Genomic DNA, 26,116 nt, shown 5'->3' on the forward strand with positions numbered 1-26,116 from the left:
AGATACCGTTCCTCTATGGAGACTGTTCGTCGTCTGGCTGCCGCAGCGATCATGATTACCACCGGCTTCATGATTGCGAGCGCCGCCACCGCTCAGGCCGACGACCCGCAGTGGCCGTGGGTGGGGTATCACTGGTGCCCCGGCCAACCCTATGACGAGGCGGCTTGGGGCTATAACTTCGATCCGTCCACGTGTCACGATGCCCATCATCGCGACCGCGACGGCACGATCCATACCGACGACTACTTCGGGCCGAGCCCGTTCCAGGATCAGCCGAACATCCCGAACACGCGACCATGAGTCGGCGGCACGATCAGGTGTCGCCGCGCTCCCAACGTTGGAAACCGTCATGGGCGTTGCAGACCAGGAACAGACCGTCCGGAGCCTGTGCGACATAGAAAGTCGGCCATTCGGAGCACGAGGCGTTCTCCTGCTTGACGCCGACCATCGGCGGTGACCGGAACCAGCGCGGTTCATACCGCCGCGGGGAGCCGCAGAACATCAACCGTCCCGGCTCGGTGGCGAACGATACGTAGTAGTCCGCGGTGCCGAACACGAAATACGTGGTGTTGTCGCACGGCGCACCCAGCACCTGGTGTCCGGCGATGCCCGGCGTGCAGTCCGCGTAATCGCAACTGGCGGGATCGGCGGCGGCGGGCGGCGCAGGCAGGCCCGCGGACATCGCCAGGCCCAGCGATGCAGCGATCGCGCCGATAATGAATCGCACCAACTTAATTTGCCACAGTAGGTCTGAAAATTCATTACCTTGGTGACAGATGGTAAGAAAATTCTCCTGGTTCGAGAGGAGCGCATTGTGCGCCGGCCGAGCGGGCATCTGCCGTACGAGTGCTAATGTGACTCTCGCCGTGATTCCGGGCGAGGAGGTGCTCGATGCCGCCGGGTGAGCTATCAACCGAGGCGCTCGACGCCGACATTCCGATCGAGGCCCTCCTCGACGGCGACGACGATCTCGCCGAAGCAGAAGCGCGCGCCGAGATTGCCCGAGCCCGTGCAGTCGCGTTGCGCGAACAGGCCGAGCGGGCCGCAACCGGGTCCGGCAATCCGCCGGATGAGGAACGGCGGTCGTGGGCACGCCGGCTCCGGCCGCGTCGCCCGGGTCGCAGGACTCTTGCCGCCATCGCCGCGATTCTGGTCAGCTGCGGCGCACTGGCGGGCAGCGGCTATTTGATCTGGCATCACCAAAGGGTGGTTCAGCAAACTCAAAGGACGGCCGAATTCGCTGCGGTCGCCCGCAACGCCGTGCAGATAATGATGTCGGTCGACTCGACAAAAGCCAGAGCGGACATGCAGCGTTTCGCCGATGAGACCACCGGACAGTTCAAAGCCGGCGTCCTGATGGGCGCCGAAGACATGGTCAGGTCCCTCGAGGAATCAAAGGTCGTCACCAAGGCATCCGTGCAGTCCGTGGCGGTGCAGTCGATGACCAGTGACTCCGCGGTTGTGCTGGTCGCGGCCAGATCGGAGATCACCAAGCCTGATCAGTCCAAGCCGGAGATCCGGACCTGGCGGCTGGTCGTCAACGTCGCGACCGACGCCGGACGACTCAAGATCGCCAAGGTCGAGTTCGTCCCATGACCGCCGACGCCGAGGCGATGCAGAAGTCGGTCCGCCCGGTGACGACCGGCCGGGACGGGCACCCGACGCGTCGTTGGCTGGCTAAGTGGCCCGCGATGGTGCTGACCCTGCTGCTGCTGACCAGTACGGGTTTCGCCACCTGGTACTTCTTGGCAACCTATCGGTCGGATTGGCAGACCGACCGCAACGTCACGCACCAGGTCATCGGAGCGGCCAGCGACGGCGCGGTGGCGCTGCTTTCCTACTCACCGGACACGCTGAGCCATGACCTCACGAACGCCAAATCCCGGGTCACCGACGACTATCTGCTCTATTACCAGCAGTTCGCCGACCAGATCGTCAGTCCCTCGACGCAGCGCGCGCAAGTGACGAGCACCGCGACCGTCGTCAAAGCCGCAGTGACCGAACTGCATCCCGATTCGGCGGTGGTGCTCGTCTTCGTCCGGCAAAAAACGGCAAGCAAAGAAAAGCCGGAGCCAGTAGTGACATCGAGCAGCCTTCGGGTAACGTTGAAAAAAGTCAAAAGTTCGTGGCTAATTGAAAAATTTGAAGGCTTGTGAGCACGCTTCTTATATATCGTGAAGTCCGGACTCCATTTCAATGGTAGTAAGCGCGTCGAGGAGCAACTCATGATGCGTCCGATCAGTGCAGCGGCTGCTGTGACACTCTCGGCGGCCACCCTGGTCGCCGGCCTAGGAACAGCCCCGCCGGCATGGGCCTACGACCCCGCCATCAATGGGACCTACACCGCCACCCAGATCGGCGACTGGGCCAAGACCAGGCAGGTGTATCACGATGAGGACGTGGTCCGAAGCACGTGGACCATCTCCTCGTCCTGCTCGACCGCTCAAGACTGCGCCGGCCGGGTGGTCAGCGACCAGGGCTGGACCGCGCAACTGTACATGCACGACGGAACGACCTGGTTCGTCAAACGCGACATCCCGAACTGGGAGGTCTGCGAGGACGGCACTTCGTACATCGGCCACTCGAATATCTACTTCTATCCCGCCGACCCGGTGACCGGCGCCAATACGCTCAACCCCGAATCGACGGTGTTCGCCGGGCGGGAGCGCACCAGTGCCGCAAGTGGCGCCTGCGGCGTGAACCTTCCGCTGTACATCGAGCAGCCGTTCCGGCTGGACCGGATCGGCTGAGCAGACAACGCCTCAGATGGCGAACATGTCCTTCCACGTCTTCGGCGCCTTCGACGCGACCAGGTCCGACTGGCGGTAGACCTGACCGTCCGGAGTCATATAGCTGCCGGTCTCCGGGCTGTACTGGGCGAAGACGACGGCCGGCCCGGAGGGTAATCCGTTGCGCCCGAACGCACTTGGTGCGGCTGCGGGTGCCGGGTCCGGCGGCGGACCGGGCGCGGCCGCCGGTGCCGGGCTGGGCGCGCCGGCAGGCGTGTCGAGCGGCGCGATGGGGTCGACCGCACCCATCGGTGAAAGTTGTGCCGGCGGTGGGGCGTTGGGCGGGATCGCCGATCCCCGCGCCGGGCCCAGCCCGGGCGGCATCGGCGTTCCGTCGATCGGACCGAAGATTCTTTCCCGGTTGAAGTTGACCCGGTCGTCCGGCGGGATCCCCTGGGACAGCAGATTCGGATCCAGCGGGTAGGTGCCGAAGACGTGCTGCCGCATCGCAAGCGGCATGAAAGGCTGGTCGCTGTCGCATATTTCGACCGTCGGCGCCCGCTTGCCGGGATGGCCCATGCACGGGTAGTTGCGGGCGCCGCGGACCCCGATGGGCGAATCCTGGGGCAGCTTGCAGTACAGCCCGTCCGGTGTGTCCATGGTCGTGGTGTCGGCCGGGGACCGCCATTGACTCGGCGGCAGGAATCCGACGGTGCATGCGGGCGGGTCACTGATGATGAGGTTGAAGGCACCGGTCGCCAAACCGGTAGGGCTGTTGCTGCCGACGAACGATTGGATCGCCGCGACGAACGGTGGGAACAGCACCAGCACCTGCTCGAGGGACGCGTGGTAGGTCACCCCGATCTGACCGATCGTGGTCAGGTTCGCCAGCAGCACCGGCAAGGTCGGCTTGATCTGGTCGAGCAGCCGGGACGCCTCGTTGAACGCCCCCGGTCCGTTGTGCAGGACGCTACGAATCTGCGGATCGTTGGTCGCCAGTTGGCCGGTGACACCCGCCAGGCTGTGAGCCCACCGCCGGATACTGTCGGTGGTCTGCGCCTGCGAGTCGAGCAGCGGCGCGGTGTCCTCGGTGAGGCGTCGCGTGCGGTCTGCGACGCCGTTGAGGTCGCCGGCTATCCGCGAGGTCGAGTCGAACAGCGACTGAAAGTCGTAACTGGCCCCGTTGAACGCCCGGAACGATTCGTCGAGCAGCTTGGTGAGCTTGCCCTGCGGAATGCTGTTGAGCAGGGCGCTGGTCTGGTCCAGCACCGGCCCGATCGGCTGCGGGGTGCGGGTATTGCTCGCGGCGATGACCGAGCCCTCGCGCAGATAGGGACCCGAACTGGTGCGCGGCCGCAGGTCGACGTACTGCTCGCCCACCGCGGAAAGGCTGCGCACCTCCGCATCCAGGTTCGCCGGTATTTTCGGAGAACTGTCAAGCCGCATAGTTGCTTTCGCGCCCCGCGCAGTGAGCTCGACGCCCGTCACCTTCCCGATCTGCACCCCGCGATAGGTCACGTTGCTGAAGCGGTACAGGTTGCCGCTCTCGGGAAGTTCCAGCGTCACGGTGATCTTGCCGATGCCCAGCAGCGTCGGCGCCTGGATGTAGAGGACGACCATGACGACCATGCCGAGGATCCCGACGATCGCGAAAATCGCGAGTTGGATGCGGATGAAGCGAGTCAGCATCTATCCACCCCCCTGCACCGGAGCGACCACGGGTGGCAACCCGGTAGGCGGCGGCAGCGGACCCTGTTCTGCCGGCGCCGGCGCAGGCCCCAATAGGCTCGGCACACCCGCCGGGGGCGGGCCGGGCGCCGCGGGCGCCGGACCCGGCAGCGGGCCGGGTGCTCCCGGTGCCGCAGCCGGCGGTGGACCCGGCAGGAACGAGCCCGGCGATCCGGGGGGTGCACCGTACCGGAACTGCAGATACTGCGGGTCTCCCGGCGCCGGCACCGGTTCTGCGCCCAACCGCTCCCAGTGGGTGCCGCGCAGGATGCTCTTGCGCAGTCCAGAGTTGGTCAGGTCCAGGATGAAGTTGCCGTTGACGTAGTCGCCACGGACATAGCGATCGATGAAACCCTGGGTGAACGGGAATGTCGGCGCATAGGCGATGGCCTGATCGAGTTCCGGCCCGACATCAGCCAACCCCCGGATCGTCGGCTCGAGATTCCGCAGGTTGTTCACCAGATCCGACCCGGCGTCGTTGACCAGTCTCGTTGCCGTGTCACCGAACGTCCCCAGTTTGTTCAGTGCCGTGGTGAGCCGGGGCCGCTCCCTGATCAGCACGTCCAGTGCCGGCGGAATCTTGTTCAGCGCCCGCGTAATCACGTCACGCTGGCCTGCCAACGTTCCGGTGAGCCGGTTCAGCGATTGGATCGACGCAACCAGATTCTCGCGCTGCGCGTCGAAGGTGCCGATGAAGGTGTCCAACCGGTGCAGCAGATCGCGTATCTCCGCAGGGTGCCCGGAGAGCGCGGCGTTGAAGTTGTTGATGATGTCGCCGATCTGTCCCAATCCGCCGGCGTTGAGGACCACCGACAACGAGGAGAGCGTCTGCTCGGTGGAGGGATAGGTCGAGGCGCGATCGATTGGAATCTTGGCGCCGGGTGGCAACTTGCCGTGCGCTTGCTGACCCAGCGGCGTGTTCAGGGCCAGGTGCATGGATCCCAGCAGGCTGGTCTGTCCGACGCTGGCCACCACATTCTCGGGAATGACCACACCGCGCTGCACCGAGAGTTCGACGTCGGCATGCCAGTTGCGGACGGTCAGCTTGCTGACGCTGCCGACGATCACGTCGTTGACCATCACCGGCGAATTCGCTTCCAGCGTCCCGACATTGGCGATCTCGACGTAGTAGGTGGTGGCATCCGGCCCGCGTCCCACCGCACCGGGTAGCGGCAGCGAGTTCAGTCCGCTGAACGCACACCCGCTCACAGTGAGTATGACGGTGACGGCAATGCCCAGAACCCGGCGAACGGTCCGCGCGGCGGGCGCGGGCGGCCGGCCTTGTCGCCGGGGGGTCATGGGGAATGCCTCTCTGCGGGCAGGAGCAGGTCCGCGGGGCTGTTTGGTACGGGTGGTGGTTGGACGGGCAGGCTCGGTGGTGGCGGCTCCGGCATCGCCGCCCCCGGTATCCGCGCCGGCGGACCGGGCGGTGGCGGATACTCCGGAGTGTCGCCCGGCAGCCCGCTGAATGCCGACACCGCGGGCGGCAATTCGGGGGGCGCTGGCCTCGGGCCTATCCCGCCCGGCTTCAACCGATCCTCGGTGTACACGACATTCTGCGGGTCGAACGCCGGAGCCAGAATCGGGTTGACCGGAATCGGCAGGTAGTTGAAGTTGAACAGCATCAACGGGTTGAACACTTTCAGAGCCGGACTCAGATAGAGACCGCACAGCTTTCCGGTCTCGACCGCGGTGACGTTTTCGATGGCCCCGATCTGTGAGCAGTAGGCGAAGGTCGGATTGCTGAAGTTCTGCAAGCCCACCCCACCGCGGACATTGCCGACGTCCGGGTCATAGTCGTTGTAGCCGTTGGCGATTGCGTTCGGCGCCACGTGCAGCACATTCTGCAGTGCCATCTTGTTGTCGACGAGGATCTGGGTCAGGTCGGCCAGCCGGGTGATCTGCTCGGCGGTCTGGTCCCGGGTGCCTGCGATGAACCGCTGTACTTCCACGACGGCGGTCGACAGGTCGGTCAATGCCGCGTCCAGGGTGGGCTTGTTGTCGTCGAGCACACTGGTCAGGGTGGCGAGCCGATTGTTGAACTGCACCAATTGAATGTTGCTGTCGCGCAAGGCTCCGATGAAGGTCTGCAGGTTCTTGATGATGTCGATGAAGTTGCCGCTGCCGTTGGCGAAGGTTCGTCCCAGCGCCGACAGTTGCGCCAGTGTCTGGCGAAGTTTGTCGCCGTTGCCGCCCAGCGCGTCGGCGGCCGCGTCGATGAACCGCGACACCGCCGGTGTCGATGCTCTGCTGTTGGGTCCGAAATCCGTTGCCAACTTCATCAATTGGTCTTTGATCTCGTCCCATTCGACGGGGGTGGCCGTCCGGTCGACCGGGATCACCGCGCCGTCCTTCATCGTGGCGCCGGCGTTGCGGTAGGCCGGGGTGAGCTGGACATAGCGCGCAGCCACCAGGTTCTGGGCGACGATGACGGCTCTGGCGTCCGACGGGATGGAGATGCCGTGATCGATGTGCATCACCATTCTGGCCTGGGTGCCCCCCGGCTCGATCGACTCGATCGTGCCCACTTTCATGCCCGATACCCGCACGTCGTCGCCCGGATAGATCGCGGTGGCGGTGCGGAAGTACGCGGTGATCGTGGTAGGCCGGAAGAACGTATTGCGGATCATGACCCCGGCGCCGACGACGACGAGCACGACCAACAGGACCGCCAGTGCGATCTTGAAGCCTCGGCGGCGCATCACCGCGACCCGCCCGGATTCATATTGAACGGGAAAGGCAGGAGTGACCGCGGCCCGGCATTGTCCGGTGGCTGACCGGGCGCGCCGTAGGCGCGGAAGCCGAATGCGTAGTCGAACAACCACTGGAAGAACTCGAACTGGAACAGGTTCGGGATGAACGGGTTGTAGTAGAACCCGCTGGACACCGTTTCACCTTGGGTCAGTTCGAACTTGGCCAAGCCGGGTATCGCTTTGCCGAGGTTGTCTCGATTGCTCTCCAGCATCGCGGTCACCGAGTTCAGCTTCGTCAGCGTGGGCGCCAACTCGGCCTCATTGTCGTGGACCAGACCGGTCAGTTGTTTGGCCACCGCGGACGTGCTGGCCAGCAGCCGCACGATCGCCTGGCGTCGCTCCACCAGCATCGACAGCAGGTCGTCGGCGTTGAGGATCAGCGTGTTCAGTTGCTGGCTGCGTTCGGAAAGAATGTGCGTGACGTCGGCCGCGCCCTTGAGTAGTTGACTGAGCTGCTGGTCGCGGCCGTTGATGGTCGCGGACAGCCGGGTAACGCCGTCGAACGTCGGACCTAGTTGCGGCGCAATCTGATTCAGGGTGGTCGCCAGGGTGTCAAGGGATTGGTTGAGGGAGTCGGTATTGGTTCCCTGGATGTCGGTCGCCAGATCACCGACAGCCTCGGACAGCGAATACGGCGACGAGGTGCGCGACAGCGGGATGACGTCCATCGGGCGCATTTTGCCGTTGCCGGTGGACTCCACGGTGAGCACCCGCTGGCCCAGCAACGACCCGGTCCGGATGTGAGCGGTACTCGACGAGCCGAGTAGCACAGCGCCTTTGACGGTGAACGTCACCAGGACATCGCCGTTCTGCAACTTCATCCCGGACACGCTGCCGACCTTGATCCCCGAGACCGTCACGTCGTTGCCGGTTACCAGACCGCCGGCATCGCCGAACACGGCTTGGTAGCGGACGGCGGTAGCCCGTTGAATCAACGCATCCGGGGACAGCCCGACGGCGATCACCAGCATGATCGAGACGACGCCGAGGAATCCGGCGCGAATGAGCTGTGCTCCGCGGTACTTAAGCATCGGGTTCGGCGCACCTTCCCGTGACTTGGTGCTTGATGCCCACTTCCACCGTCCGGTACTGCAGGTCCGAGACGCGCAGCGACAGTCCGCAGAGGTAATAGGGGAACCAGGCGCCGTAAGACCCCAACCGGGTCAACTTGCGGTAGTTGTTCGGCAACTTGCGCAACGAGATGTCGATGACGTTCTTGTCGTTATCCAACAGCGGCGCAAGCCGATTCAGTTGATCGACGGTGCCGGCCAATGGCGGTCGGGCGCGGGTGAGCAGATCGGCGATGGAGGCGGTGCCGTTGTCCAGGGCGGTGATGGCGGTGCCGATCGTGTCGCGGTCGCCGGCCAATCCGCTGATCAGGCGCTCGAGACGGTCGATGGCGCCGGAGAATTTCGTGCCCTCGGAATTGACGGTGCCGACCACCGTGTTGAGGTTGTCGATCAGCGCCTGGACCGATTCGCTGTTGTCGGCCAATGTATTCGAGAACGAAGATGTCTTGGACAGCAGCGACTGCAGGGTCGAACCCTCGCCCTGGAAGACCTGGATCAGCGACGCGCTGAGCGCATTCACGTCTTCGGCCTTGAGTCCCTTGGTGACCGGCTTCAGTCCGCCCAGCAGCAGGTCGAGGTCGAGGGCCGGCGCGGTGCGATCGATCGGGATCTCGCTGCCGGCCGGCAGCACCCTCGTGTTCCCGGGTCCGTCGAGGAGTTCCAGGTACCGGTCGCCGACCAGATTCAGGTAGCGCACGACCGCTTTGGTGCCGCCGGTGAGCACGACGCTGCGGTTGGCGTCGAATTTGACCAAAACCTTCTTGTCCGCACGCAATTCGATGCTGTTGACGGTGCCCACCCGGACCCCGGCCACCCGCACCGTCTGACCCTCCTTGAGTCGTGACACGTCGGTGAAGAGCGCCGAATACTCATTCGTGGAACCGGTTTGGTACTGCCCGAAGATGAAGAACAACGAGATGGTCAGCAGCACCATGATCACCGCGAAGGCGCCGAATTTGAAGATCATTCCGCGTGAGTTGCTCATCCGGGATCTCCGACCTGGAAACTGTTGCGCGGCGGTCCGTCGATCGGTCCGTAGAGCAGCTGCTTGAGACCGTCGGAGTTCAGCAGCAGTTGCGGGTTTCCGTACTCCTGCGGGTTGGCGCCGATATCTGCGATCACGAACGGCGGGGCGTGCTCGAAGGGCACCCGCGGCAGATCGTGGCACTGCGGACCGCCGGTCGCAGCCACCTTGGGCAGGTTCGCCGGGTAGCGGTAGCGCTCAGCGCCGAAACCGAGATAGACCAGCACGTTGATCATCGGTTCGGGCAACGCCGCCGCATGCAGGTTCACCGCCATGCCCCCCAGGGCGCACGTCAGCGCCGGGCTGTACTCGTTGGTCAGGTTGGTCGTCGGCAGCAGCAGATGCAGCACATCGGTCAGGCCCTGCCGGTTTCCGCCCACCACTTCGTTGCCGATGTCGGCCAGTCCGATCGAGCTGATCAGGAACGCGTCCAGATTCTGCTGTTCCTCGACGATGGATTTGCTGAGCTGCGTGGCATTCTCAGCCGCCCTCATCAGATCCGGTGCGGCATCGCCGTAGGCGTTGCTCACCGCGGGCAGCACGCTCAGGTCGTGGTTCAGCGCGGGCAGCGCGGGATCCTGGGTGGCCAGGAACGCGTCCAGGTCGGCCAGCGCTTGGCCGATCTTGTGGCCGCGGCCGTTCACCGCCGCCGCGATCGCGCCGAGGGTCTCGTTGAGTTTGGCGGGATCGATCGAACCCAGCAACGACGTCAATTGCTGAAAGACGGTGTTGATCTCCACCGTGACGCCTTTGCCCTCGAGCACCTGATGCGGTTGCAGACTCTGCTGCGAGGGGTTTTCGGGGGGCAGCAACTCGACGAACTTGGCACCGAAGACTGTCGTCGACGCGATGTCGACCAGCACATTGCGCGGAATGAACTGCATTGCTGACGGGTACATCGCCAGGTGCAACACGGCTTGACCGTTGGGCCGCTCTTCGATCCTTTCGACCTTGCCCACCTGAACGCCACGCATCTTCACTTTGGCTTCCGGGTTCATCACCAGTCCCGCCCGCGGCGACACGACGGTGACGGGGATGCTCTCGGTGAAGCTGCTGCTGAACAACCCGATGGCGACGGCGACGATGGCCAGGATCACGCCGATGGTCGCCAAGCCCACCAACGGACTGACATACGCGCGCCTCTCGTTCACCACCCCTCCTAGCCCGACAGGTTGAAGTTGCCGTTGGAGCCGTAGATGGACAACGAGATGAGCAGGGTCACCGACACGACGACGATCAGCGAGGTGCGGACCGCGTTGCCGGTCGCGACACCCACACCGGCCGGGCCGCCGGAGGCGAAGAAGCCGTAATAGGTATGGATCAGCAGGATGGTGATCGCCATCAGGATGGCTTGCAGGAACGACCACAGCAGGTCGATGGGGTTCAGGAAGGTGTTGAAGTAATGCTGGTACAGACCACCTGACTGGCCGAACAGGAACACCGTCGTGAACTGGCTGGCCAGAAACGACAGCGTCACCGCGATGCTGTAGAGCGGCGTGATCGCCAGCATTCCGGCCACTATCCGGGTGCTCACCAGGTAGGCGACCGGGCGGATCGCCATCGATTCCAGCGCGTCGATCTCCTCGTTGATCCGCATCGCCCCGAGCTGTGCCGTCACTCCGGCACCGAACGTTGCCGCCAAGCCGATGCCCGCGACGATCGGCGCCGCGATCCGCACGTTGATGAAGGCGGACAGGAATCCGGTGAGTGCCTCGATGCCGATGTTGCCCAGCGAGCTGTAACCCTGCACGGCCAGCGTCCCGCCGGTGGCCAGGGTCAGGAATCCGACGATGACCAGTGTCCCGCCGATCATCGCCAGAGTGCCGGCCCCCATGCTGATTTCGGCGATCAGCCGGATGATCTCACGGCGGTAATGGGTGGCGGCGAAGGGGATCGCGCCGAGGGACTTGCCGTAGAACAACGTGTGATCGCCGAATCGGCCCAGGGCACCGACCGGCTTCTCCAGCGTCCGCGCCACCCGCGGATAGGTAGCTCGCAGCGTCACGTGAGTCGTTACCCCCTTTCCGCTACTTGCTCGACATCTTGATACCGATCGCGGTGACGACCACATTCACCACGAACAGCGACATGAACGCGTACACCACCGTCTCGTTGACGGCGTTGCCGACAGCCTTCGCGCCGCCGCCGGAGACGGTCAGCCCGCGGTAGCAGGCGACCAACCCGGCGATCAGGCCGAAAAGCGCTGCCTTGACACAGGAGATGATCACCTCGGGGACACCGGTCAACAGGGTGATTCCGGCGGCGAACGCGCCGGGGTTCACGTCCTGGACGAACACCGAGAAGACATAACCGCCCAGAATTCCGATGATGACGACCAGGCTGTTCAGTAGCAGTGCCACCAGACCCGAGGCCAGCATTCGGGGCGTCACCAAACGCTGAACCGGGTTGATGCCCAGCACCTCCATCGCGTCGATCTCTTCGCGGATGGTTCGGGAACCCAGGTCCGCGCACATCGCGGTGGCACCGGCCCCCGCGACGATCAACACGGTCACCAGCGGACCGACCTGAGTGACCGCACCGAAGGCGGCCCCGGCACCGGAGAGGTCAGCAGCGCCCAGTTCGCGCAACAGGATATTGAGGGTGAAGCTCACCAGAACGGTGAAAGGTATGGCCACCAACAACGTTGGCAAGATCGCGACCCGCGCCACAAACCACGACTGCTCCAGGAATTCGCGCCACTGGAACGGCCGGCGGAAGAGATATTTGATGGCGTCGGCCGACATCGCAAACAGCGCGCCGACGGCCTCCATGGGCTTGGAACCGCGCCCCAGTGAAATACCCGGGGTCCAGCGTTCCGCGCCCTTACTCGCCATAGGTCCGAGATCCCTTCCCGGTGAGCGCAGCGGCGGCAACTGAACTGCGCGACATGCCGATCCGGGCCGCGGGTGTCAGTGACAGCGGGGGCTTAGCAGATGCGACACCGTCAACGACTTCTACCATCCTGCCGACGGTCCCTCCGCTCTGTCGCGTGAGTAGCTGCTGCCGAGACGTAGCCGCCGCACGAAACCCCACGCCTTGACGCGTTTGGCGATTATTGCTCATACCGCGTCCGGTGGGAATGGAAAACGCATAACCGTTATCGGGCATCGGACGTCCTACGTGACCGCGCCGGCGGTCTTGAGTTCGATGATGCGGTCCCAGTCGAGGCCGAGTTCCAACAGGATTTCGTCGGTCTGCTCGGCGAACCCGGGTGCCGGGCCCGTCTGCGGCGCGGTGACATCGAACTGCACCGGATTGGCGACGAGCTCGAGTTCGCCTGCGCGCACAATGTATTCGTTGGATCGAATCTGCGCATCATCGGCAGCTTGCAGGGTGTCCTGCACGGGCGCCCATGGACCCGCCAGCGTCGCGAAACGTTCGCTCCACTCGGCAAGGGTGCGTGTTGCAATGACTTTGGTCAAGATCTCCACGGCTTCTGCTGTGTTCGCAGCGATTTTCTCCGCATCGCTGAAACGCGGGTCGTCTGCCAGTTCTGGGCGATCGATGTGCCGGCACACGTCGGCCCAGAACTTGGTGGGCTGCATCATCACCAGGGAGATATAGCGGTTGTCCGCAGTCGGATACACGCCCACCAACGGGTTGACCGGTGAACCGTGGATGCCCGGCGGCGGCGACATCATCAGCTGGCCCAGATGATTCGTCAACGCCACCGTGTGTCCCAGTGACCACAACCCGCTGCCGAGCAACGACACGTCGACCACCGACGCTTCCCCGGTGCGCTCCCGCTTCAACAACGCCGCAGCGATACCGCCCGCCAGGTTGGTGCCGGAGATGGTGTCGCCGTAGGCGGGTCCGGGCGGATTGATCATCCCGTCGTAACCCATCGGCGTGATGGTGGCGGCCGTACCGGCCCGGCACCAGAAGGCGGTCATGTCATACCCACCCTTGGTCGCTTCGTCACCGCGTGGCCCGAGCGCGCTTCCGCGAGCGTAGACGATGTTCGGATTCACCGCCCGGATGTCGTCGACGTCGATGCCGAATTTCCGCCGGTGGTCGGGCAGGAAGCTGGTCAGGAACACGTCGGATCGGCGCGCAAGGTCATACAGCACCTCTTTTCCTTGCGGCACCGACATGTCCAGGCCGATGCTGCGCTTGCCGCGGTTGGCGTGTTCGATGTTCGGGTTGGGGTCGCCCTCGACGCGCAGCATGCCGGTCTGACGCAGGCCTCGCTGCGGGTCGCCGGTGACAGCGTGCTCGACCTTGACCACGTCCGCGCCCCACTCGGCAAGCACTGCGCCCGCCGACGGGACGAAGCCGTACATGGCGACTTCCAGGACGCGGATTCCTTCGAGGGGTTTCAACGCGGGCGCTCCTATCACTGAGACCGCAAGAGACTTGCGGTCCACGAACTCACCGACCGGCCGGTGACCAGCACCCGGCGCGCGAGCACCACCGACGCGTCCTGCACCGACATGGATGACCCCCTGCCCCGGCTGTGTGGTGTGGCGACAGTCACGATAACTTCATTCTCATCCCCGGCGAATCTTACATTCGAGAAGCGAGAACTCAAGAAATGAGCCGAAGCGTATTACCCTGTCGATCGGCTAAGCGGTCGCTCAGCGTCGCGCCGCACGCACCCTTTGGTGCAGGCTGCACGCGGTTTGCCGGATAACTTGCCAGCAACTTCCGCCGGAGAGTACGATTCTCATAATTGTAAGGCAGATTCTTTGTGAGTGAGATTGGCAGCGTTGCGACATGAAGACAGCGGTGGTCACCGGCGGCGGATCCGGCATCGGTCTGGCCATCGCGCGGCGACTGCGCGCCGACGGTCGTAACGTCGCCGTCATCGACCTCAAGGAAGCCGAGGACGACCTCTCGTTCACCGCGGACGTGACCGATCGGTCGCAGGTGGACGCTGCGCTGTCGGCGATCCGCGACCAGCTGGGACCGGTCGCCATCCTGGTCAACGCAGCCGGCCTGGACGGCTTCAAGCGCTTCAACAAGATCACCTTCGACGAATGGCGCAAGGTCATCGACGTCAACCTCAACGGTGTCTTCCACATGACCCAGGCGGTGCTGCCCGACATGGTGGAGGCGGGGTGGGGGCGGATCGTCAACATCTCGTCGTCCAGCGCCCACTCGGGTCAGCCCTTCATGGCGCACTACGTGTCCGCCAAGTCCGCGGTCAACGGACTCACCAAGTCGTTGGCGCTCGAATACGGGCCGAAGGGCATCACGGTCAACGCCGTGCCGCCCGGCTTCATCGACACCCCGATGCTGCGCAACGCCGAAACCCAGGGGTTCCTGGGTGATGTCGAGGAGAATATCGCCAGGACCCCGGTGCGCCGGATCGGCCAGCCCGAGGATATCGCCGCCGCGTGTGCCTTCCTCACGTCGGACGAAGCCAGCTACATCACGGGTCAGATCCTGGGTGTCAACGGCGGCCGAAACACCTGAACACACAGCCGACAGACATTTCGAAGGAGGACGGGTGAAGGTCTGGGTGGATGCCGAACGCTGCCAGGGACACACGCTGTGCGCGATGATCGCACCGGATTCGTTCGAGCTCAGCGACATCGACGGGAGCTCCTCGGCGGTCAACGAGGTGGTTCCCGAAGACCAGCTCGAGCAAGTGCGGGAGGCCGCGCAGTCCTGCCCCGAGCAAGCCATCATGCTCACCGACTGAACTGGGAGACAGCGCTTTGAGTGTGGACGATGCGATAGACAGCGACAGCGATCGCAAGAAGAACAGCTACCACTTCGATCGGCACTCCGCGGAGTACCGATCGAAGTTCAAGAGCATCACCGAGGAGATGCACGCCAAGTGCCCGATGGCGTGGACGGAGACCTACGGCGGGCACTGGGTCGCGGCCGGCAGCCATGAGGTGTTCGAACTGGCCCGCTGTCCCGCGGTCTCCAACGATCATGACATCCACGGCGAACGTCGTGGCTACAAAGGGATTTCGATCCCGACGGCCAGACGGGTCAGCGTGGTGCGCGGGGGCATCCTGGAGATGGACGACCCCGAGCACCGCACCTACCGGACGGTGCTCAATCCGTATCTGTCACCGGCCGCGGTCAAGCGCTGGGCACCCTTCATCGATGACGTCACCCGCGCGTGCGTCGACGAGAAAATCGAAAGTGGCCACATCGATTTCGTCGACGACCTGGCCAACATCGTGCCCGCCGTACTGACCCTGGCGATGCTGGGCATTCCGCTCAAGAAGTGGAATATGTACAGCGAGCCGGTCCATGCCGCGGTGTACACCCCGGAGCACTCCCCCGACATCGAGCGCGTCACCGAGATGCACCGCAACATGGGCCTGGACATGGTCAACAACATGATCGAAATCCGCGAGAATCCGCGTCCCGGCATCGTGAATGCGTTGCTGCAGATGCGAATCGACGGCGAGCCCGCTCCCGACCTGGAGATACTGGGCAACCTCGGGCTGGTGATCGGCGGCGGATTCGACACCACCACGGCGTTGACCGCCCATTCCCTGGAATGGCTCTCGGAGCATCCCGACGAACGAGAACGCCTGCGGCGCGAGCGCGAGACGCTACTCGACCCCGCCACCGAAGAATTTCTGCGTTACTTCACGCCGGCACCCGGCGACGGCCGAACCTTCTCGGAGGACACCGAACTCGACGGCACTCGATTCAAAGAGGGTGAACGGCTGTGGATCTCATGGGCGATGGCCAACCGCGACCCCGCGGTGTTCCATGACCCGGACGAGGTGGTGCTGGACCGTAAAGGCAACCGGCACTTCAGTTTCGGCATCGGCGTGCACCGCTGCGTCGGATCCAATGTGGCGCGCACGGTGTTCAAGTCGATGCTCAATGCGGTGCTGGACCGGATGCCCGATTACCGGTGCGACCCCGGTGGCGCGGTCCACTACGAGACCATCGGCGTGATTCAGGGGATGCGCAAGCTACCGGCCAGTTTCACGCCCGGGCCGCGACTCGGCGCCGGCCTGGACGAGACGTTGGAGAAGTTGCAACGCATCTGCGAGGAGCAGGAATTGGCGCGTCCGGTGACCGAGCGCAAAGAGGCCGCCGTCATCGACTGAGCGGACCATGCCCGCGGTGTCGCCGAGCGTGCAACGCTGGTCACCCTCGGGGCCGAAGTGGACGGCTACCCGCGAGGTAAACCCAGCACCCGCTGGGCGATGATGTTGCGCTGAATCTCCGACGTACCGCCGGCGATCGTGCCGGAGAAGCTGCGGGCGTACCGCTCGAACCAACTCGCGAAATAGTGGTCGAGATTCATCGGCGCGTACGGCCCGGTCAACGCCGGATGCACCAGACCGTCCCCACCCGCCGCGGCCAACGCGTACTCGGAAATCCGCAATTCCGCTTCGGAGCCAAGAAGTTTCAGTACCGAGATGGCCGACGTGTCGTCCTCGCCGCGCGACGCACGAGCCAGCGCCACCGACCCCAACAGGCGCAGTGCCTGCTTGTCCATGATCGTGGTGGCGTACTGGTCGCGGTCCAATGCGGAGCTGGGCACGAAGTCGGCGAGCATATTGTCCATCCGGTCGGCGAACCCCAGCCACATCATGGTGCGTTCGTGCCCCAGCGAGCCGTTGGCCACCCGCCAGCCGCCGTTGAGCTCACCGACCAGGTTCTCGGCCGGCACCTTGACATCGGTGAAGAAGACCTCGTTGAAATCCAGGTCGTCGGCGGCGCAGACCGACGCGAAGGGCCGACAGACCACGCCCTCGGTGTCGGTGGGGATGACCAATGCGCTGATGCCCTTGTGTTTCGGCGCGTCCGGGTCGGTCCGGACAAACGTCAGCAGGACGTCGGCATCGTGGGCGCCCGACGTCCACACCTTCTGCCCGTTGACCACGAAGTGGTCGCCGTCCCGCACCGCCCGGGTGCGCAACGACGCCAGGTCGGAACCTGCACTGGGCTCACTCATACCCAGTGACGCGGTGAGCTCGGCTCGCAGGATCGGTACCGCCCAGCGCCGCTTCTGCTCGTCGTTACCGAACGAAATCAGCGACGCCGCAACGATATTGACGCCCTGCGGGTTGAGGCTGTGGTAGATCCGGCGGCGGCACAGCTCCTCGAGGTAGACGTACTGCTGCAGCACGGTCGCATTGCGGCCCCCGTACTCGGGCGGCTGGGTCGGCAGTAGCCAGCCGTTGTCGAACAGCAGCCGCTGCCAGCGCCGCGCCCAGGCCGGCATGTGAGACACCGATCGGGGTCGCTCGGTGCATTCCCTGGCGTCCGGCAGATTGTCGTCGAGGAACGCCGAGAATTCCGCCCGGAACTGCTCGACCTCGGTATCAAAAGTCAGCTGCACGGTACTCCTCGGCGATCTGGGCTCGATGCTCCGCGGCACCCCCGAGCATCAGCTCACCGGCCTTGGCCCGTTTGAGCGCAAACTGCACATCGTTCTCCCAAGTGAATCCCATTGCGCCGTGCAGTTGCAGGCCGTGCCGGAACACCAGCGACTGACACTCGCCGGCTGACGCCTTGGCCATCGCGGCGGCCAGCCTGCGGCGCGGGTCGTCCGCGGAAATCGTCAGTGCCGCAAAGTAAGACAGCGACCGGGCCCGCTGAACAGCCACATGCATGTCGGCAGCTTTGTGTTGCACGGCCTGGAATGAGCCGATCGGAACGCCGAATTGGTGCCGGCTGCGCACATGTTCGAGGACCATGTCCAGGATGCGCTGGCAGGCTCCGACCATGGTGATGGCCATGCCCGTCAGCGCGGTGTGTCGCGCTCGCTCGCGGTCGGTGTTGAGTCGGTCGCCGTCGGGCACCCGCACCTCGCGGAACGAGAGGTCGGCGACGTGCAGCACCGGATCGAAGACCGATTCCCGTCGCGCCGACAGCTGGTCGGCGGCTACGAGGAACACTCCGGCTTCGGTCACCACCGCCACCTGGTCGACCCGGTCGCCGTCGAGGACGTGACGAGCGGTGCCGTCGAGCACCCACCCCTCGGCGTCGCGCCGGGCGGTGACTCCGCTGTAGACCGCGGTGCCGGACTGGCCCGGGTCGAACCGGTCGCCGGCCAGCGGCGCGAATTGACTCAGCGTCGCCAGGAACGGGGTGGGGTCGGCGGCGTGGCCGAGCGCTTCGAGCACGATGGCCAGCTCGACGGCGCTGGCCGGGTCGTTGAGTTCGGTCCAGCCGAGTTCGCGGTACAGCTTCCACAACGGTTCGGTGTCGGCGCCGTCTTCGGCCACACTGCGCACCAGTGACGGCGGACATTGCTTGGCCACGACGTCGCGCACCGTGTCCTGCCAAAGCCGCTGATCAGCATCGAACTCCAACAGCATCCGGGCCGCCTCCCGTCTGGATTATCTAGCGAGAATAACATTCTCTTTGATGGAAGTAGTAATCTCAAAATCGGTTACGACTTACGGAAGGGCCCGGATGCTGGACACCGCCGCCGTGCTGCTGGAGATCGAGGCGATCAAGCAGCTCAAGGCCCGATACTGCCGTTATCTGGACACCAAGCGCTGGGACGACTGGCGCACGTTATTCGCCGACGACTTCGTCAGCGACACCTCGCCGTCGGGTGGAAAGCTGATTACCGGAGCCGACGAGTTCGTCTCCTACGTCCGTGCCATGTTGGGCACCAATCCCACCGTGCACCAAGTTCATGCCCCCGAAGTCGAACTGCGGACGGCGACGTCGGCCACCGGCGTGTGGGCCCTGCAGGATGTGGTCCGGCTCCGCCCGAGTGTCAACCTCAACGGTTTCGGTCACTACCACGAAACGTACGAGAAGTCCGATCACGGCTGGCTGATCAAGACCTCGACACTCACCCGGTTGCGTGAGGATGTGTTCAATCCCCTGTTCTCCGTGCGGATCTCGCCCCGACTGCGGGACAGCGCGGCAGCCCTGGCCCGGAGGTTCGAGCGATGAGCAGTCAAACAGTGCTTGTCACAGGCGCTTTCGGCCAGGTCGGTCGACGCTGTTGTGAGATCCTGCTACGCCGTGGTCGCACGGTGATCGCAGTCGATCTGGCCAATGACAATTCGACGGCGATCGCTGCGTCTCTCGGTGCGGCCGGACATCCCGGAACGTTGATCACCGAACACACCGATCTCACCGACGCCGCCGCCGTGGCCGCCGTGCTGGGCCGCCATCAACCTGGCGCGATCGTGCACCTCGCGGCCGTCGTCGCGCCGCCCTCGTACCGGAATCCCGCACTGGCCCGCAAGGTCAACGTGGGCGGCACCCGCAACCTGGTGACCGCCGCACAGGCCCTGGACGACCCACCGCTGTTCGTATTCGCCTCCAGCGCAGCGGTGTACGGCTCCCGCAACCCGAATCGGCAGCCCGAGCGGATCACCGCCGACACCCCGGTCAATCCGATCGACCAGTACGGCGAAGACAAAGTTCTGGCCGAAGCCGTCATCACCGAAAGCGTTCTGCCCTATACGATCCTGCGGCTGGCGGCAATCGTCTCACCGGACGGCGCCGCCAGCTTCGACGGTGACTACCTGGTGTTGGTCCGTTCCACACCCGTCGATAACCGCATGCACGCCACCGATGCTCGCGACGTCGCACTGGCCTTCGCCAATGCCGTGGACCGACGCGAGGCCGTCGACGGCAAGGTACTGCTGATCGCCGGCAACGAAAGCTGCGTCCAGCTGATGAGCGAGCTGCAGGACGACATCATGGCCGCGGTCGGCATCGGCCGGCTGGGCCAATCCACCGGCCTGCCCGGCGATCCGGACGACGATCGTGGTTGGGGCTTCACCGGGTGGTTCGATACCACGGAATCTCAAGGGCTGCTCGAGTTTCAGGAACACGACTGGTCGCAGACCGTGGCCTATGTCGCCGAATCGATGGGTCGGCGCCGAGTGCTGCTGAAATTGATCGGCCCGGTGGTGCGCCCTGCCTTGCGCGTGTTTTTCGCAGTGCTGGACAGGCGTGAGCACCGCGGGCCGTACGCCGACCCATGGACGATGATCGGCGCCAAGTACGGACCCGGCGCACTGGCGGGCGCATCATGACCGGGACCAAGAAACTGGTCATCGGCGCCAGTGGCTTTTTGGGCTCGCATGTCACCCGTCAGCTCGTGCAGGCCGGCGAGGATGTGCGGGTCATGCTGCGGAAAACCAGTTCTACCAAGGGTATCGACGATCTCCCGGTGGAACGCTGCTACGGTGACGTCTTCGACGACGACGCGCTGCGGACGGCCATGGCCGGGTGCGATGTGGTGTATTACTGCGTGGTCGACGCGCGCATGTGGCTGCGTGACACCGCGCCGTTGTTCCGCACCAATGTCGAGGGCCTGCAGCACGTGCTCGACGCCGCCGTGGCCGCCGATCTGCGAAAGTTCGTCTTCACCAGCAGCACCGGGACACTGGCGATCAACGATCACCGCCTGGTCACCGAGGCGGACCCGCACAACTGGACTGACGGTGGCGCGTACATCGAATCCCGGATCGCCGCCGAGGATCTGGTCTTGAAGTACGCCCGCGAGCGCGGATTGCCGGCCGTCGCCATGTGCATCTCGACCACCTACGGACCGCGCGACTGGGCACCCACCCCGCACGGTGGGGCTATCGCCCGGGTGGCCGCCGGACAGCTCCCGTTCTACATGGGCTTCTCACTGGAGGTCGTCGGCATCGAAGATGCCGCTCGCGCAATGCTTCTCGCCGCCGACAAGGGCCGAAACGGGGAGCGCTACATCATCTCCGACCGCTATATCAGCACCAGGGAGCTGCACGCGATCGCGGCCCGCGCGGTGGGTCGGCGCCCACCGCGCATTCCGATACCGATGCCGGTCCTGCGCGTCACCTCCCGCATCAACGACCTGGCCGCCCGGCTGCTGAACCGCGACCTGCCGTTCGCCTACGTCGGTGCCCGGATGGCGGAGCTGATGTCGCCGCTGGACCACAGCAAGGCCGAGCGTGAGTTGGGTTGGCAGCCACAGCCGGTCGAAGACTCGATCGCCGAAGCCGCGCGATGGTTCGTTGCACAGTCAGCAGGTGCGGGCACTTCGCCTCACTGAAGCGCGGACTGCGCGAGTTTTTCCTCGTAGCGTCGCGCCCACTCGGCCCGCGGCCGGATCGCCACGTCCACATCGGCGGCACCGGCACGCAGTGCACCCACCGTGGCCTGAGCCTTCGGCCGGCGGGCGAACGGATCCCAGCCGAAGAACCGGCAGGAGTTCTGCCAGGTGATCTTGTCGATGTCGGCATCGTCGGCACCGGCGGCCTCGAGCTCGGCCAGCACCTGCTCCGGGGCATCGGGCCAAAAGCAGTCCGAATGCGGGTAGTCGCACTCCCAGGCGATGATGTCGATTCCGATCTCGTGGCGCAGCTTCAGCGACGTCTTGTCGGTGACGTAACAGGCCAGCGAGTGCTCGCGGAACACGTCGCTGGGCAGCTTGTCACCGAAATCGCGGCGTAGCCATTTCTGATTGGTGTAATGGCGGTCGCTGCGGTCCAGATAGAAGGGGATCCAACCGATTCCACCTTCGGAGAAGGCGAACTTCAAGTCGGGGTAGTTGCGCATCGCCGGTCCCCACAGCAGGTCCTGGGCGCACATCGCCGAAATCTGGGTGGCCAGGATGATGAGGTTGTCAATCGGTGCGTTGGGCGCCATGCTGATCGCCCCGAAGCCGGTACCGATGTGCAGGCACATCACCACGTTCTCCTCGGACAGCGTCGTGAAGACCGGGCCCCAGTACTGCTCGTCGTGGTAGCTGGGCAGTCCTTCCAGGTGTGGCAATTCCGGCATCGTGACCGCGCGGCAACCCTTGGCGGCCACCCGACGGATTTCGGCGCACATCGCTTCGACATTCCAGGTGGGCAGAATGGCGATCGGAATGAACCGATCCGGATAGGACCCGGCCCACTCGTCGATGTGCCAGTCGTTGTAGGCCGACACCATCACCAGGGTGGCTTCCTCGCGGTGCATGTTGAGGTGGCGTGCCGAGAAGCCGGTGAAGGTCGGAAAGCACATCGAGGCAAGGATTCCGTTGCGATCCATGTCGCGCACCCGCTCGTGCACGTCGTACACGCCCGGCCGCATCTCGGCGAATCCCGCCGGGTCGCGACCCCACTCTTCGGCAGGCCAGGACACCACCGCATTGAGTCCGCTCACGCCCTGCGGCCTGCCCTGGTACATCCACTGATCGACACCCTTGTCGTCGGTGACCACGATCGGCGCCTCCGGCTTGTACTTGGCCGGCACATGGCGCAGGAACATGTCAGGTGGTTCGACGACGTGATCGTCGATGCTCACCAGAATCATGTCGTCGATATTCATGCGGAGGTCTCCTTCATGTAGACCGGTCAGTCCAGTAGTTGGCCGGCCGGACCGTCCCAGTGGTCGAGGTTGACCGCTTCGGACAACGGCCGGCGCCGCACCGGCCCGTGTCTGCCTAGCGGCCAGCCGATGACGATGTGCCCGGCCAGCATCCAGTCATCGGGTACCCCGACGGCGTCGCGCAGCAACCGCTCACCACCGTAAGACGCCCAGCTGGTCATGCAGGCGCCGAGTCCCTGGGCACGGGCGGCCAGCAGAAAGTTCTGCATGGCCGGGAAGATCGAACCACCGAGCAGGAGTTCCGATGCCGTCGGATAGTGGACCTGCGTGAACAGGACGGAGGTGAATTCGCCTGCCCGGTCGTGCAACTCGTAGGTGGCCCGATTGGTGCGAGCCTTCGGGGTGTGGTCGTCGCCGGCCGGCCGGCTCATGCCGTAGACCGGCTCGATCACCCGAAGTGCTTGTGCCGCAGCCTCAGCCACGACTGCACGTAACTCCGGTGAGCGCAGTACGACGAAGCGCCAGCCCTGCGCGTTGGCACCCGAGGGTGCCCACTGGGCGGCTTCCAGACACCGCTTCAACGTGGCATCGTCGACAGGCCGGTCAGTGAACCGGCGGATGGTGCGAGCGGTCGACATCACCGTCCAGATGTCGTCACATGCTCCTGTCACGACGTGCCTTCGCCGGCGTCGCCCGCGGGCTCGTCGAGGAACAGGTCGAGGATCAGGTCTGGGCCGCCACCGTACCGGCGCAGGTCGGATCTGCCCGACGCCCGCAGCACGTCAGCATCGATCAGACACCCACCGGTGTAGGTCCTGGCCGGACGTTGCACGATCTCGACCGCCGCGTCAGCCATGATCGCCGGGTCACGTGACCGGGCGAGTTGCGACTCGGCGTCGGGCGAATTGGCCACCGCGGCGGTCGCAATGTAGGTCTCGGGCCACAGGCAGTTGAAAGCTATTCCGTCAGCGGCATATTCGGCGGCCCAGCCCAGCGACAGCAAGGTCATGCCGTACTTGGACAACGTGTAGGACGGGTGCGCACCCAACCAGCGTGGGCTCAGGTTCAGCGGCGGAGCGATGGTGAGCACGTGCGGGTTCGGTGACCGCCGCAGCTGGGGCAGGCCGGCCTTGGTCAACAGGAATGTGCCGCGGATGTTGATGTCCTGCATCAGGTCGAACTTCTTCACCGACAGCAGTTCGGTGGCCTCGGTGGCGATTGCGCTGGCGTTGTTGACGCAGATGTCGATGCCACCGAAGGTCTCGACGGCCGTGTCGACGGCGTGCTGGACATCCGTTTCGCTGCGGACATCTCCCACCACGGCTATCGCCTTACCGCCGACCGCTTCGATCTCCGACGCCGCGGAGTAAACGGTGCCCGGCAACTTGGGGTGCGGTTCGGCCGTCTTGGCCAGCAACGCCACGTTGGCCCCGAGCCGGCCCAGCCCGAGGCCGATGGCCAAGCCGATGCCACGGCTTGCGCCGGAGATGACCGCGGTACGACCCGCCAGCGGGCGGTCGGGTGCGCTCATCGATGCACCCCCTCGCCTTCCTGCGCGGTGAACGCCGCGGCGACGTCCTCGTGCCGGCTCAGCGCATCGCAGTCGTAGTGCTCGCTGTAATACGCCGGAGCCTCGTCGAACAACACTTGAGACGTGGTCACCGCATCATCCTTCGCGCCTTCTCTGTGATCCCCCGCAGGGTGGAACCCGGCGGCTACAGCGTGACAGTTTCGGGCAAATCTGTAAAGTCAGCGGTCGGCCGTTCGGATCTGTGGGATGCGATCCTCGCGTGGCAGTACCGGGCGGTCGGCTATTTTCGCTATGCCGGGACGGTCGCAGCCCGCCCAGGTCACATCAGAACGGATTGACATGAAAAACCCTGTGCCACAGGCGGTGTTGATGGCCGGCTTGGTCGGCCACCTGGGCCGCGGAGTCGGTCGGGTCGCCGCGGATGCGCTCGTCGGCCGCCGCGCCGGCCTACCGCGGGCGGCCGATCAGATCGACGCGGGTGTCCTCTCGTCCGTTATGGGCACCAGCATCGGCACGGTCAGCCTGCTCGACGGTCACGCCGGCACATCGTCGCGGGCGCGACTGGCCCTGACCGGGGACGCCGTCCCGGAATCGGTGTTCGTCAAGCTGACGGCACAGAGCGCCGCGACCCGGTTGATGGGCGAACTGGGCCGCCTCGGGCACACTGAGGTGCGCTTCTACCGCCGGCTCGCCCCGGAGCTCACCGGCGTCCCGCAGTGTTACGGCACCGCGTTCGACCCCTGGACCGGCCGGTACCTGCTGGTGTTGGAGGATCTGCCGGCCGGATCCTGCGAGTTCCCCGACACGCTGAATCCCCTGTCCGTCGATCAGGCGAGCCTGCTCGTCGAACTCCTGGCCACGCTGCACGCGACATTCTGGGGCCGACTGCCGGGTGACGACCGCGGACCGCTGGGATGGCTCTACACGCCGTCGGGAGACGTCACATCCCTGCTGACCGGCCCACTGATGCACACCTCGATCAAGCGGCTCGCCGAGCGCACCAACATTGCGGTGCAGAACGGCCGCTTCATCGCCGACAACTACCGTGCCGTCGCGGCGATCATCGACGCTGCTCCGCACACCGTCATGCACGGCGATGCGCACCCGGGCAATGTGTACTTCCGCGACGGTGCGGCCGGGCTGCTGGACTGGCAGGCGGTGCGTCGCGGCCATCCGTCCCGAGAGTTGGCCTACACGCTGGTCACCAGCCTGACGCTGACGGATCGAATCGCCGCCCAGCGCGAACTGCTCGACGATTACCGCCGCGCTTTGGCTGCTGCGGGTGGGCCCGAGCTGGACCGCGACGACCTCTGGCTGCGCTTCCGCCAGAGCGCGTCGTATGCCTATGTGGCTGCCCTCATCACCGCCGGGATGGGCGGCATGCAGGTCGAGGACATCGCCATGGCGGGACTGCGGCGCGGTGTCACCGCGCTGGACGACCTGGAAACCGTTGCTGCGCTGAAAGATTCGATGTAGCAGCCGGTGCACCGGGCCTGCTTCGGGGGCGGCAAAAGTGGGTATAGTAGAGGTTGCATGTTTCCGGCATGTGAACATGTGCTCACACGGCGAGCGGTAGCGTTCGCCGAACCGACGTCTGCTCACCACGAATCGAGGAAGGAAAAGCACAATGACGACACGACAACGGCGTCGCGTCGCGCTCGCAAGCCTGGTAGCCGCCGCCGCAATGCTGTTTTCACTGGTCCAGCCGGCTCACGCACGCGCATCCGACAACGCGATGCCCGAGAACCTGCCGCCACTTCTGACCCGTTATGGCGCCATCGCCTACGCGCCCGACGGGACCTCCGGCAAGGCACGCCGCCATGTCAGCAAGCTGGGAGCCGAGCAACTCGCGCTGTCGCGCTGCGGTGCCCCCGGGTGTGCCGTGGTCAGCACCTTCACCCACTGCGGTGCGGTCGTGCACGACGGTGCCAGCTACCACGGCGGGTTCGGACATACGCGCCGGGCTGCCGAGTTGCACGCCATGAGCAACCTCGCCGGCGGGTGGCCCGTCGACTGGGCCTGTAACTGACCCAGCCGGTCCAATTCGGCCGTCCGGCAAGCGAATCGAGCAG

Annotated in this window: 28 protein-coding genes; 12 read left to right on the top strand and 16 right to left on the bottom strand. The window is 65.0% G+C overall.

What is annotated here, in order from left to right:
* Positions 1 to 15: 15 nt before the first annotated feature.
* Positions 16 to 300 carry an Mtp family mycobacterial-type pilin gene (locus AC5Y3Z_RS13350; protein WP_463827286.1) on the top strand — a complete coding sequence of 95 codons (285 nt, stop codon included), beginning with the start codon at positions 16 to 18 and terminating at the stop codon, positions 298 to 300.
* Positions 301 to 313: 13 nt separating this feature from the next.
* On the opposite strand, the gene AC5Y3Z_RS13355 is transcribed toward AC5Y3Z_RS13350, so the two are convergent.
* A complete protein-coding gene (locus AC5Y3Z_RS13355) occupies positions 314 to 727 on the bottom strand; it encodes a hypothetical protein (RefSeq protein ID WP_463827285.1) in 414 nt (137 codons plus the stop codon).
* A gap of 164 nt (positions 728 to 891) precedes the next feature.
* Between AC5Y3Z_RS13355 and AC5Y3Z_RS13360 the strand changes: the two genes are divergently transcribed.
* From AC5Y3Z_RS13360 to AC5Y3Z_RS13370, 3 genes are all read left to right on the top strand, one after another.
* Positions 892 to 1,596 (top strand): Rv1363c family protein, encoded by a 705-nt coding sequence (locus AC5Y3Z_RS13360; RefSeq protein ID WP_463827284.1) that lies wholly within the window; start codon positions 892 to 894, stop codon positions 1,594 to 1,596.
* Positions 1,593 to 2,156 carry a twin-arginine translocation pathway signal gene (locus AC5Y3Z_RS13365; protein ID WP_463827283.1) on the top strand — a complete coding sequence of 188 codons (564 nt, stop codon included), beginning with the start codon at positions 1,593 to 1,595 and terminating at the stop codon, positions 2,154 to 2,156. The genes AC5Y3Z_RS13360 and AC5Y3Z_RS13365 overlap by 4 nt, the downstream gene beginning before the upstream one ends.
* A 69-nt stretch (positions 2,157 to 2,225) precedes the next feature.
* Positions 2,226 to 2,750 (top strand): Rv2253/PknI dimerization domain-containing protein, encoded by a 525-nt coding sequence (locus AC5Y3Z_RS13370; protein ID WP_463827282.1) that lies wholly within the window; start codon positions 2,226 to 2,228, stop codon positions 2,748 to 2,750.
* Positions 2,751 to 2,762: 12 nt separating this feature from the next.
* Here the strand turns inward: AC5Y3Z_RS13370 and AC5Y3Z_RS13375 are convergent, their stop codons facing one another.
* The 9 genes from AC5Y3Z_RS13375 to AC5Y3Z_RS13415 form a co-directional block, all read right to left on the bottom strand.
* Positions 2,763 to 4,418 (bottom strand): MCE family protein, encoded by a 1,656-nt coding sequence (locus AC5Y3Z_RS13375; RefSeq protein ID WP_463827281.1) that lies wholly within the window; start codon positions 4,416 to 4,418, stop codon positions 2,763 to 2,765.
* Positions 4,419 to 5,756, bottom strand: a complete 1,338-nt coding sequence (locus AC5Y3Z_RS13380) for an MCE family protein (protein ID WP_463827280.1) — start codon at positions 5,754 to 5,756, stop codon at positions 4,419 to 4,421.
* Positions 5,753 to 7,159: an MCE family protein gene (locus AC5Y3Z_RS13385; protein WP_463827279.1), complete on the bottom strand. Its 1,407-nt coding sequence runs from the start codon at positions 7,157 to 7,159 to the stop codon at positions 5,753 to 5,755. Before AC5Y3Z_RS13385 ends, AC5Y3Z_RS13380 begins: the two co-directional genes overlap by 4 nt.
* A complete protein-coding gene (locus AC5Y3Z_RS13390; protein WP_463827278.1) occupies positions 7,159 to 8,241 on the bottom strand; it encodes an MCE family protein in 1,083 nt (360 codons plus the stop codon). Before AC5Y3Z_RS13390 ends, AC5Y3Z_RS13385 begins: the two co-directional genes overlap by 1 nt.
* The gene (locus tag AC5Y3Z_RS13395; protein WP_463827277.1) at positions 8,234 to 9,265 is read right to left on the bottom strand and encodes an MCE family protein; all 1,032 of its coding nucleotides are present in this window, start codon (positions 9,263 to 9,265) and stop codon (positions 8,234 to 8,236) included. Before AC5Y3Z_RS13395 ends, AC5Y3Z_RS13390 begins: the two co-directional genes overlap by 8 nt.
* Positions 9,262 to 10,455, bottom strand: a complete 1,194-nt coding sequence (locus AC5Y3Z_RS13400) for an MCE family protein (protein WP_463827276.1) — start codon at positions 10,453 to 10,455, stop codon at positions 9,262 to 9,264. Before AC5Y3Z_RS13400 ends, AC5Y3Z_RS13395 begins: the two co-directional genes overlap by 4 nt.
* An 8-nt stretch (positions 10,456 to 10,463) precedes the next feature.
* Positions 10,464 to 11,309, bottom strand: coding sequence for an ABC transporter permease (locus tag AC5Y3Z_RS13405; RefSeq protein ID WP_463827275.1), 846 nt, complete (start codon positions 11,307 to 11,309; stop codon positions 10,464 to 10,466).
* A gap of 22 nt (positions 11,310 to 11,331) precedes the next feature.
* Entirely contained in the window at positions 11,332 to 12,138 is an 807-nt protein-coding gene (locus AC5Y3Z_RS13410; RefSeq protein WP_463827274.1) for an MlaE family ABC transporter permease, read from the bottom strand.
* 282 nt (positions 12,139 to 12,420) lie between these two features.
* Positions 12,421 to 13,626: a CaiB/BaiF CoA transferase family protein gene (locus AC5Y3Z_RS13415; protein WP_463827273.1), complete on the bottom strand. Its 1,206-nt coding sequence runs from the start codon at positions 13,624 to 13,626 to the stop codon at positions 12,421 to 12,423.
* 394 nt (positions 13,627 to 14,020) lie between these two features.
* Here AC5Y3Z_RS13415 and AC5Y3Z_RS13420 point away from each other — a divergent pair, with 394 nt between their 5' ends.
* Genes AC5Y3Z_RS13420 through AC5Y3Z_RS13430 form a run of 3 tightly spaced genes read left to right on the top strand, consistent with a single transcriptional unit; the run spans position 14,021 to position 16,335 of the window.
* Positions 14,021 to 14,722: an SDR family NAD(P)-dependent oxidoreductase gene (locus AC5Y3Z_RS13420; RefSeq protein ID WP_463827272.1), complete on the top strand. Its 702-nt coding sequence runs from the start codon at positions 14,021 to 14,023 to the stop codon at positions 14,720 to 14,722.
* Positions 14,723 to 14,756: 34 nt separating this feature from the next.
* Positions 14,757 to 14,951, top strand: coding sequence for a ferredoxin (locus AC5Y3Z_RS13425; protein WP_463827271.1), 195 nt, complete (start codon positions 14,757 to 14,759; stop codon positions 14,949 to 14,951).
* Positions 14,952 to 14,967: 16 nt separating this feature from the next.
* Positions 14,968 to 16,335: a cytochrome P450 gene (locus AC5Y3Z_RS13430; protein ID WP_463827270.1), complete on the top strand. Its 1,368-nt coding sequence runs from the start codon at positions 14,968 to 14,970 to the stop codon at positions 16,333 to 16,335.
* Between the two features lie 65 nt (positions 16,336 to 16,400).
* Here the strand turns inward: AC5Y3Z_RS13430 and AC5Y3Z_RS13435 are convergent, their stop codons facing one another.
* Together AC5Y3Z_RS13435 and AC5Y3Z_RS13440 are read right to left on the bottom strand one after the other, a co-directional pair.
* Positions 16,401 to 17,576 carry an acyl-CoA dehydrogenase family protein gene (locus tag AC5Y3Z_RS13435; RefSeq protein WP_463827269.1) on the bottom strand — a complete coding sequence of 392 codons (1,176 nt, stop codon included), beginning with the start codon at positions 17,574 to 17,576 and terminating at the stop codon, positions 16,401 to 16,403.
* Positions 17,560 to 18,558 (bottom strand): acyl-CoA dehydrogenase family protein, encoded by a 999-nt coding sequence (locus AC5Y3Z_RS13440; protein WP_463827268.1) that lies wholly within the window; start codon positions 18,556 to 18,558, stop codon positions 17,560 to 17,562. Before AC5Y3Z_RS13440 ends, AC5Y3Z_RS13435 begins: the two co-directional genes overlap by 17 nt.
* Before the next feature lie 97 nt (positions 18,559 to 18,655).
* On the opposite strand from AC5Y3Z_RS13440, the gene AC5Y3Z_RS13445 reads away from it, so the two are divergent.
* The 3 genes from AC5Y3Z_RS13445 to AC5Y3Z_RS13455 are packed head-to-tail and all read left to right on the top strand — an operon-like array spanning position 18,656 to position 21,251.
* Positions 18,656 to 19,150: a nuclear transport factor 2 family protein gene (locus tag AC5Y3Z_RS13445; protein WP_463827267.1), complete on the top strand. Its 495-nt coding sequence runs from the start codon at positions 18,656 to 18,658 to the stop codon at positions 19,148 to 19,150.
* On the top strand, positions 19,147 to 20,247 hold the full coding sequence (locus AC5Y3Z_RS13450; protein WP_463827266.1) for an NAD-dependent epimerase/dehydratase family protein: 1,101 nt from the start codon (positions 19,147 to 19,149) through the stop codon (positions 20,245 to 20,247). Before AC5Y3Z_RS13445 ends, AC5Y3Z_RS13450 begins: the two co-directional genes overlap by 4 nt.
* Positions 20,244 to 21,251 carry an NAD-dependent epimerase/dehydratase family protein gene (locus tag AC5Y3Z_RS13455; protein ID WP_463827265.1) on the top strand — a complete coding sequence of 336 codons (1,008 nt, stop codon included), beginning with the start codon at positions 20,244 to 20,246 and terminating at the stop codon, positions 21,249 to 21,251. The genes AC5Y3Z_RS13450 and AC5Y3Z_RS13455 overlap by 4 nt, the downstream gene beginning before the upstream one ends.
* Here the strand turns inward: AC5Y3Z_RS13455 and AC5Y3Z_RS13460 are convergent.
* Genes AC5Y3Z_RS13460 through AC5Y3Z_RS13475 form a run of 4 tightly spaced genes read right to left on the bottom strand, consistent with a single transcriptional unit; the run spans position 21,245 to position 24,175 of the window.
* Positions 21,245 to 22,513 carry an amidohydrolase family protein gene (locus tag AC5Y3Z_RS13460; RefSeq protein ID WP_463827264.1) on the bottom strand — a complete coding sequence of 423 codons (1,269 nt, stop codon included), beginning with the start codon at positions 22,511 to 22,513 and terminating at the stop codon, positions 21,245 to 21,247. The two genes, AC5Y3Z_RS13455 and AC5Y3Z_RS13460, sit on opposite strands and share 7 nt — an antisense overlap.
* 26 nt (positions 22,514 to 22,539) lie before the next feature.
* Complete coding sequence (locus tag AC5Y3Z_RS13465) at positions 22,540 to 23,151, bottom strand: nitroreductase family protein (RefSeq protein ID WP_463827500.1); 612 nt, start codon at positions 23,149 to 23,151, stop codon at positions 22,540 to 22,542.
* A 29-nt stretch (positions 23,152 to 23,180) separates the two neighbouring features.
* On the bottom strand, positions 23,181 to 24,044 hold the full coding sequence (locus tag AC5Y3Z_RS13470) for an SDR family oxidoreductase (RefSeq protein ID WP_473139698.1): 864 nt from the start codon (positions 24,042 to 24,044) through the stop codon (positions 23,181 to 23,183).
* On the bottom strand, positions 24,041 to 24,175 hold the full coding sequence (locus AC5Y3Z_RS13475) for a hypothetical protein (RefSeq protein ID WP_463827263.1): 135 nt from the start codon (positions 24,173 to 24,175) through the stop codon (positions 24,041 to 24,043). Before AC5Y3Z_RS13475 ends, AC5Y3Z_RS13470 begins: the two co-directional genes overlap by 4 nt.
* A 208-nt stretch (positions 24,176 to 24,383) precedes the next feature.
* On the opposite strand from AC5Y3Z_RS13475, the gene AC5Y3Z_RS13480 reads away from it, so the two are divergent.
* Positions 24,384 to 25,520 carry a phosphotransferase gene (locus AC5Y3Z_RS13480; RefSeq protein ID WP_463827262.1) on the top strand — a complete coding sequence of 379 codons (1,137 nt, stop codon included), beginning with the start codon at positions 24,384 to 24,386 and terminating at the stop codon, positions 25,518 to 25,520.
* Positions 25,521 to 25,671: 151 nt separating this feature from the next.
* Positions 25,672 to 26,073: a DUF4189 domain-containing protein gene (locus AC5Y3Z_RS13485; protein ID WP_463827261.1), complete on the top strand. Its 402-nt coding sequence runs from the start codon at positions 25,672 to 25,674 to the stop codon at positions 26,071 to 26,073.
* Positions 26,074 to 26,116: the final 43 nt, after the last annotated feature.

The organism is Mycobacterium sp. NGS61, from assembly GCF_059812325.1.

Bases quoted from the DNA above. Each gene is read 5' to 3' on its own strand.
- AC5Y3Z_RS13375 (WP_463827281.1), bottom strand. From the start codon at position 4,418: ATGCTGACTCGCTTCATCCGCATCCAACTCGCGATTTTCGCGATCGTC.
- AC5Y3Z_RS13410 (WP_463827274.1), bottom strand. From the start codon at position 12,138: ATGGCGAGTAAGGGCGCGGAACGCTGGACCCCGGGTATTTCACTGGGG.
- AC5Y3Z_RS13445 (WP_463827267.1), top strand. From the start codon at position 18,656: ATGCTGGACACCGCCGCCGTGCTGCTGGAGATCGAGGCGATCAAGCAG.
- AC5Y3Z_RS13470 (WP_473139698.1), bottom strand. From the start codon at position 24,044: ATGAGCGCACCCGACCGCCCGCTGGCGGGTCGTACCGCGGTCATCTCC.
- AC5Y3Z_RS13440 (WP_463827268.1), bottom strand. From the start codon at position 18,558: ATGCTGTTGGAGTTCGATGCTGATCAGCGGCTTTGGCAGGACACGGTG.
- AC5Y3Z_RS13380 (WP_463827280.1), bottom strand. From the start codon at position 5,756: ATGACCCCCCGGCGACAAGGCCGGCCGCCCGCGCCCGCCGCGCGGACC.
- AC5Y3Z_RS13450 (WP_463827266.1), top strand. From the start codon at position 19,147: ATGAGCAGTCAAACAGTGCTTGTCACAGGCGCTTTCGGCCAGGTCGGT.
- AC5Y3Z_RS13370 (WP_463827282.1), top strand. From the start codon at position 2,226: ATGATGCGTCCGATCAGTGCAGCGGCTGCTGTGACACTCTCGGCGGCC.
- AC5Y3Z_RS13360 (WP_463827284.1), top strand. From the start codon at position 892: ATGCCGCCGGGTGAGCTATCAACCGAGGCGCTCGACGCCGACATTCCG.
- AC5Y3Z_RS13420 (WP_463827272.1), top strand. From the start codon at position 14,021: ATGAAGACAGCGGTGGTCACCGGCGGCGGATCCGGCATCGGTCTGGCC.
- AC5Y3Z_RS13390 (WP_463827278.1), bottom strand. From the start codon at position 8,241: ATGCTTAAGTACCGCGGAGCACAGCTCATTCGCGCCGGATTCCTCGGC.
- AC5Y3Z_RS13465 (WP_463827500.1), bottom strand. From the start codon at position 23,151: ATGTCGACCGCTCGCACCATCCGCCGGTTCACTGACCGGCCTGTCGAC.
- AC5Y3Z_RS13385 (WP_463827279.1), bottom strand. From the start codon at position 7,159: ATGCGCCGCCGAGGCTTCAAGATCGCACTGGCGGTCCTGTTGGTCGTG.
- AC5Y3Z_RS13365 (WP_463827283.1), top strand. From the start codon at position 1,593: ATGACCGCCGACGCCGAGGCGATGCAGAAGTCGGTCCGCCCGGTGACG.
- AC5Y3Z_RS13455 (WP_463827265.1), top strand. From the start codon at position 20,244: ATGACCGGGACCAAGAAACTGGTCATCGGCGCCAGTGGCTTTTTGGGC.
- AC5Y3Z_RS13350 (WP_463827286.1), top strand. From the start codon at position 16: ATGGAGACTGTTCGTCGTCTGGCTGCCGCAGCGATCATGATTACCACC.
- AC5Y3Z_RS13395 (WP_463827277.1), bottom strand. From the start codon at position 9,265: ATGAGCAACTCACGCGGAATGATCTTCAAATTCGGCGCCTTCGCGGTG.
- AC5Y3Z_RS13460 (WP_463827264.1), bottom strand. From the start codon at position 22,513: ATGAATATCGACGACATGATTCTGGTGAGCATCGACGATCACGTCGTC.
- AC5Y3Z_RS13480 (WP_463827262.1), top strand. From the start codon at position 24,384: ATGAAAAACCCTGTGCCACAGGCGGTGTTGATGGCCGGCTTGGTCGGC.
- AC5Y3Z_RS13485 (WP_463827261.1), top strand. From the start codon at position 25,672: ATGACGACACGACAACGGCGTCGCGTCGCGCTCGCAAGCCTGGTAGCC.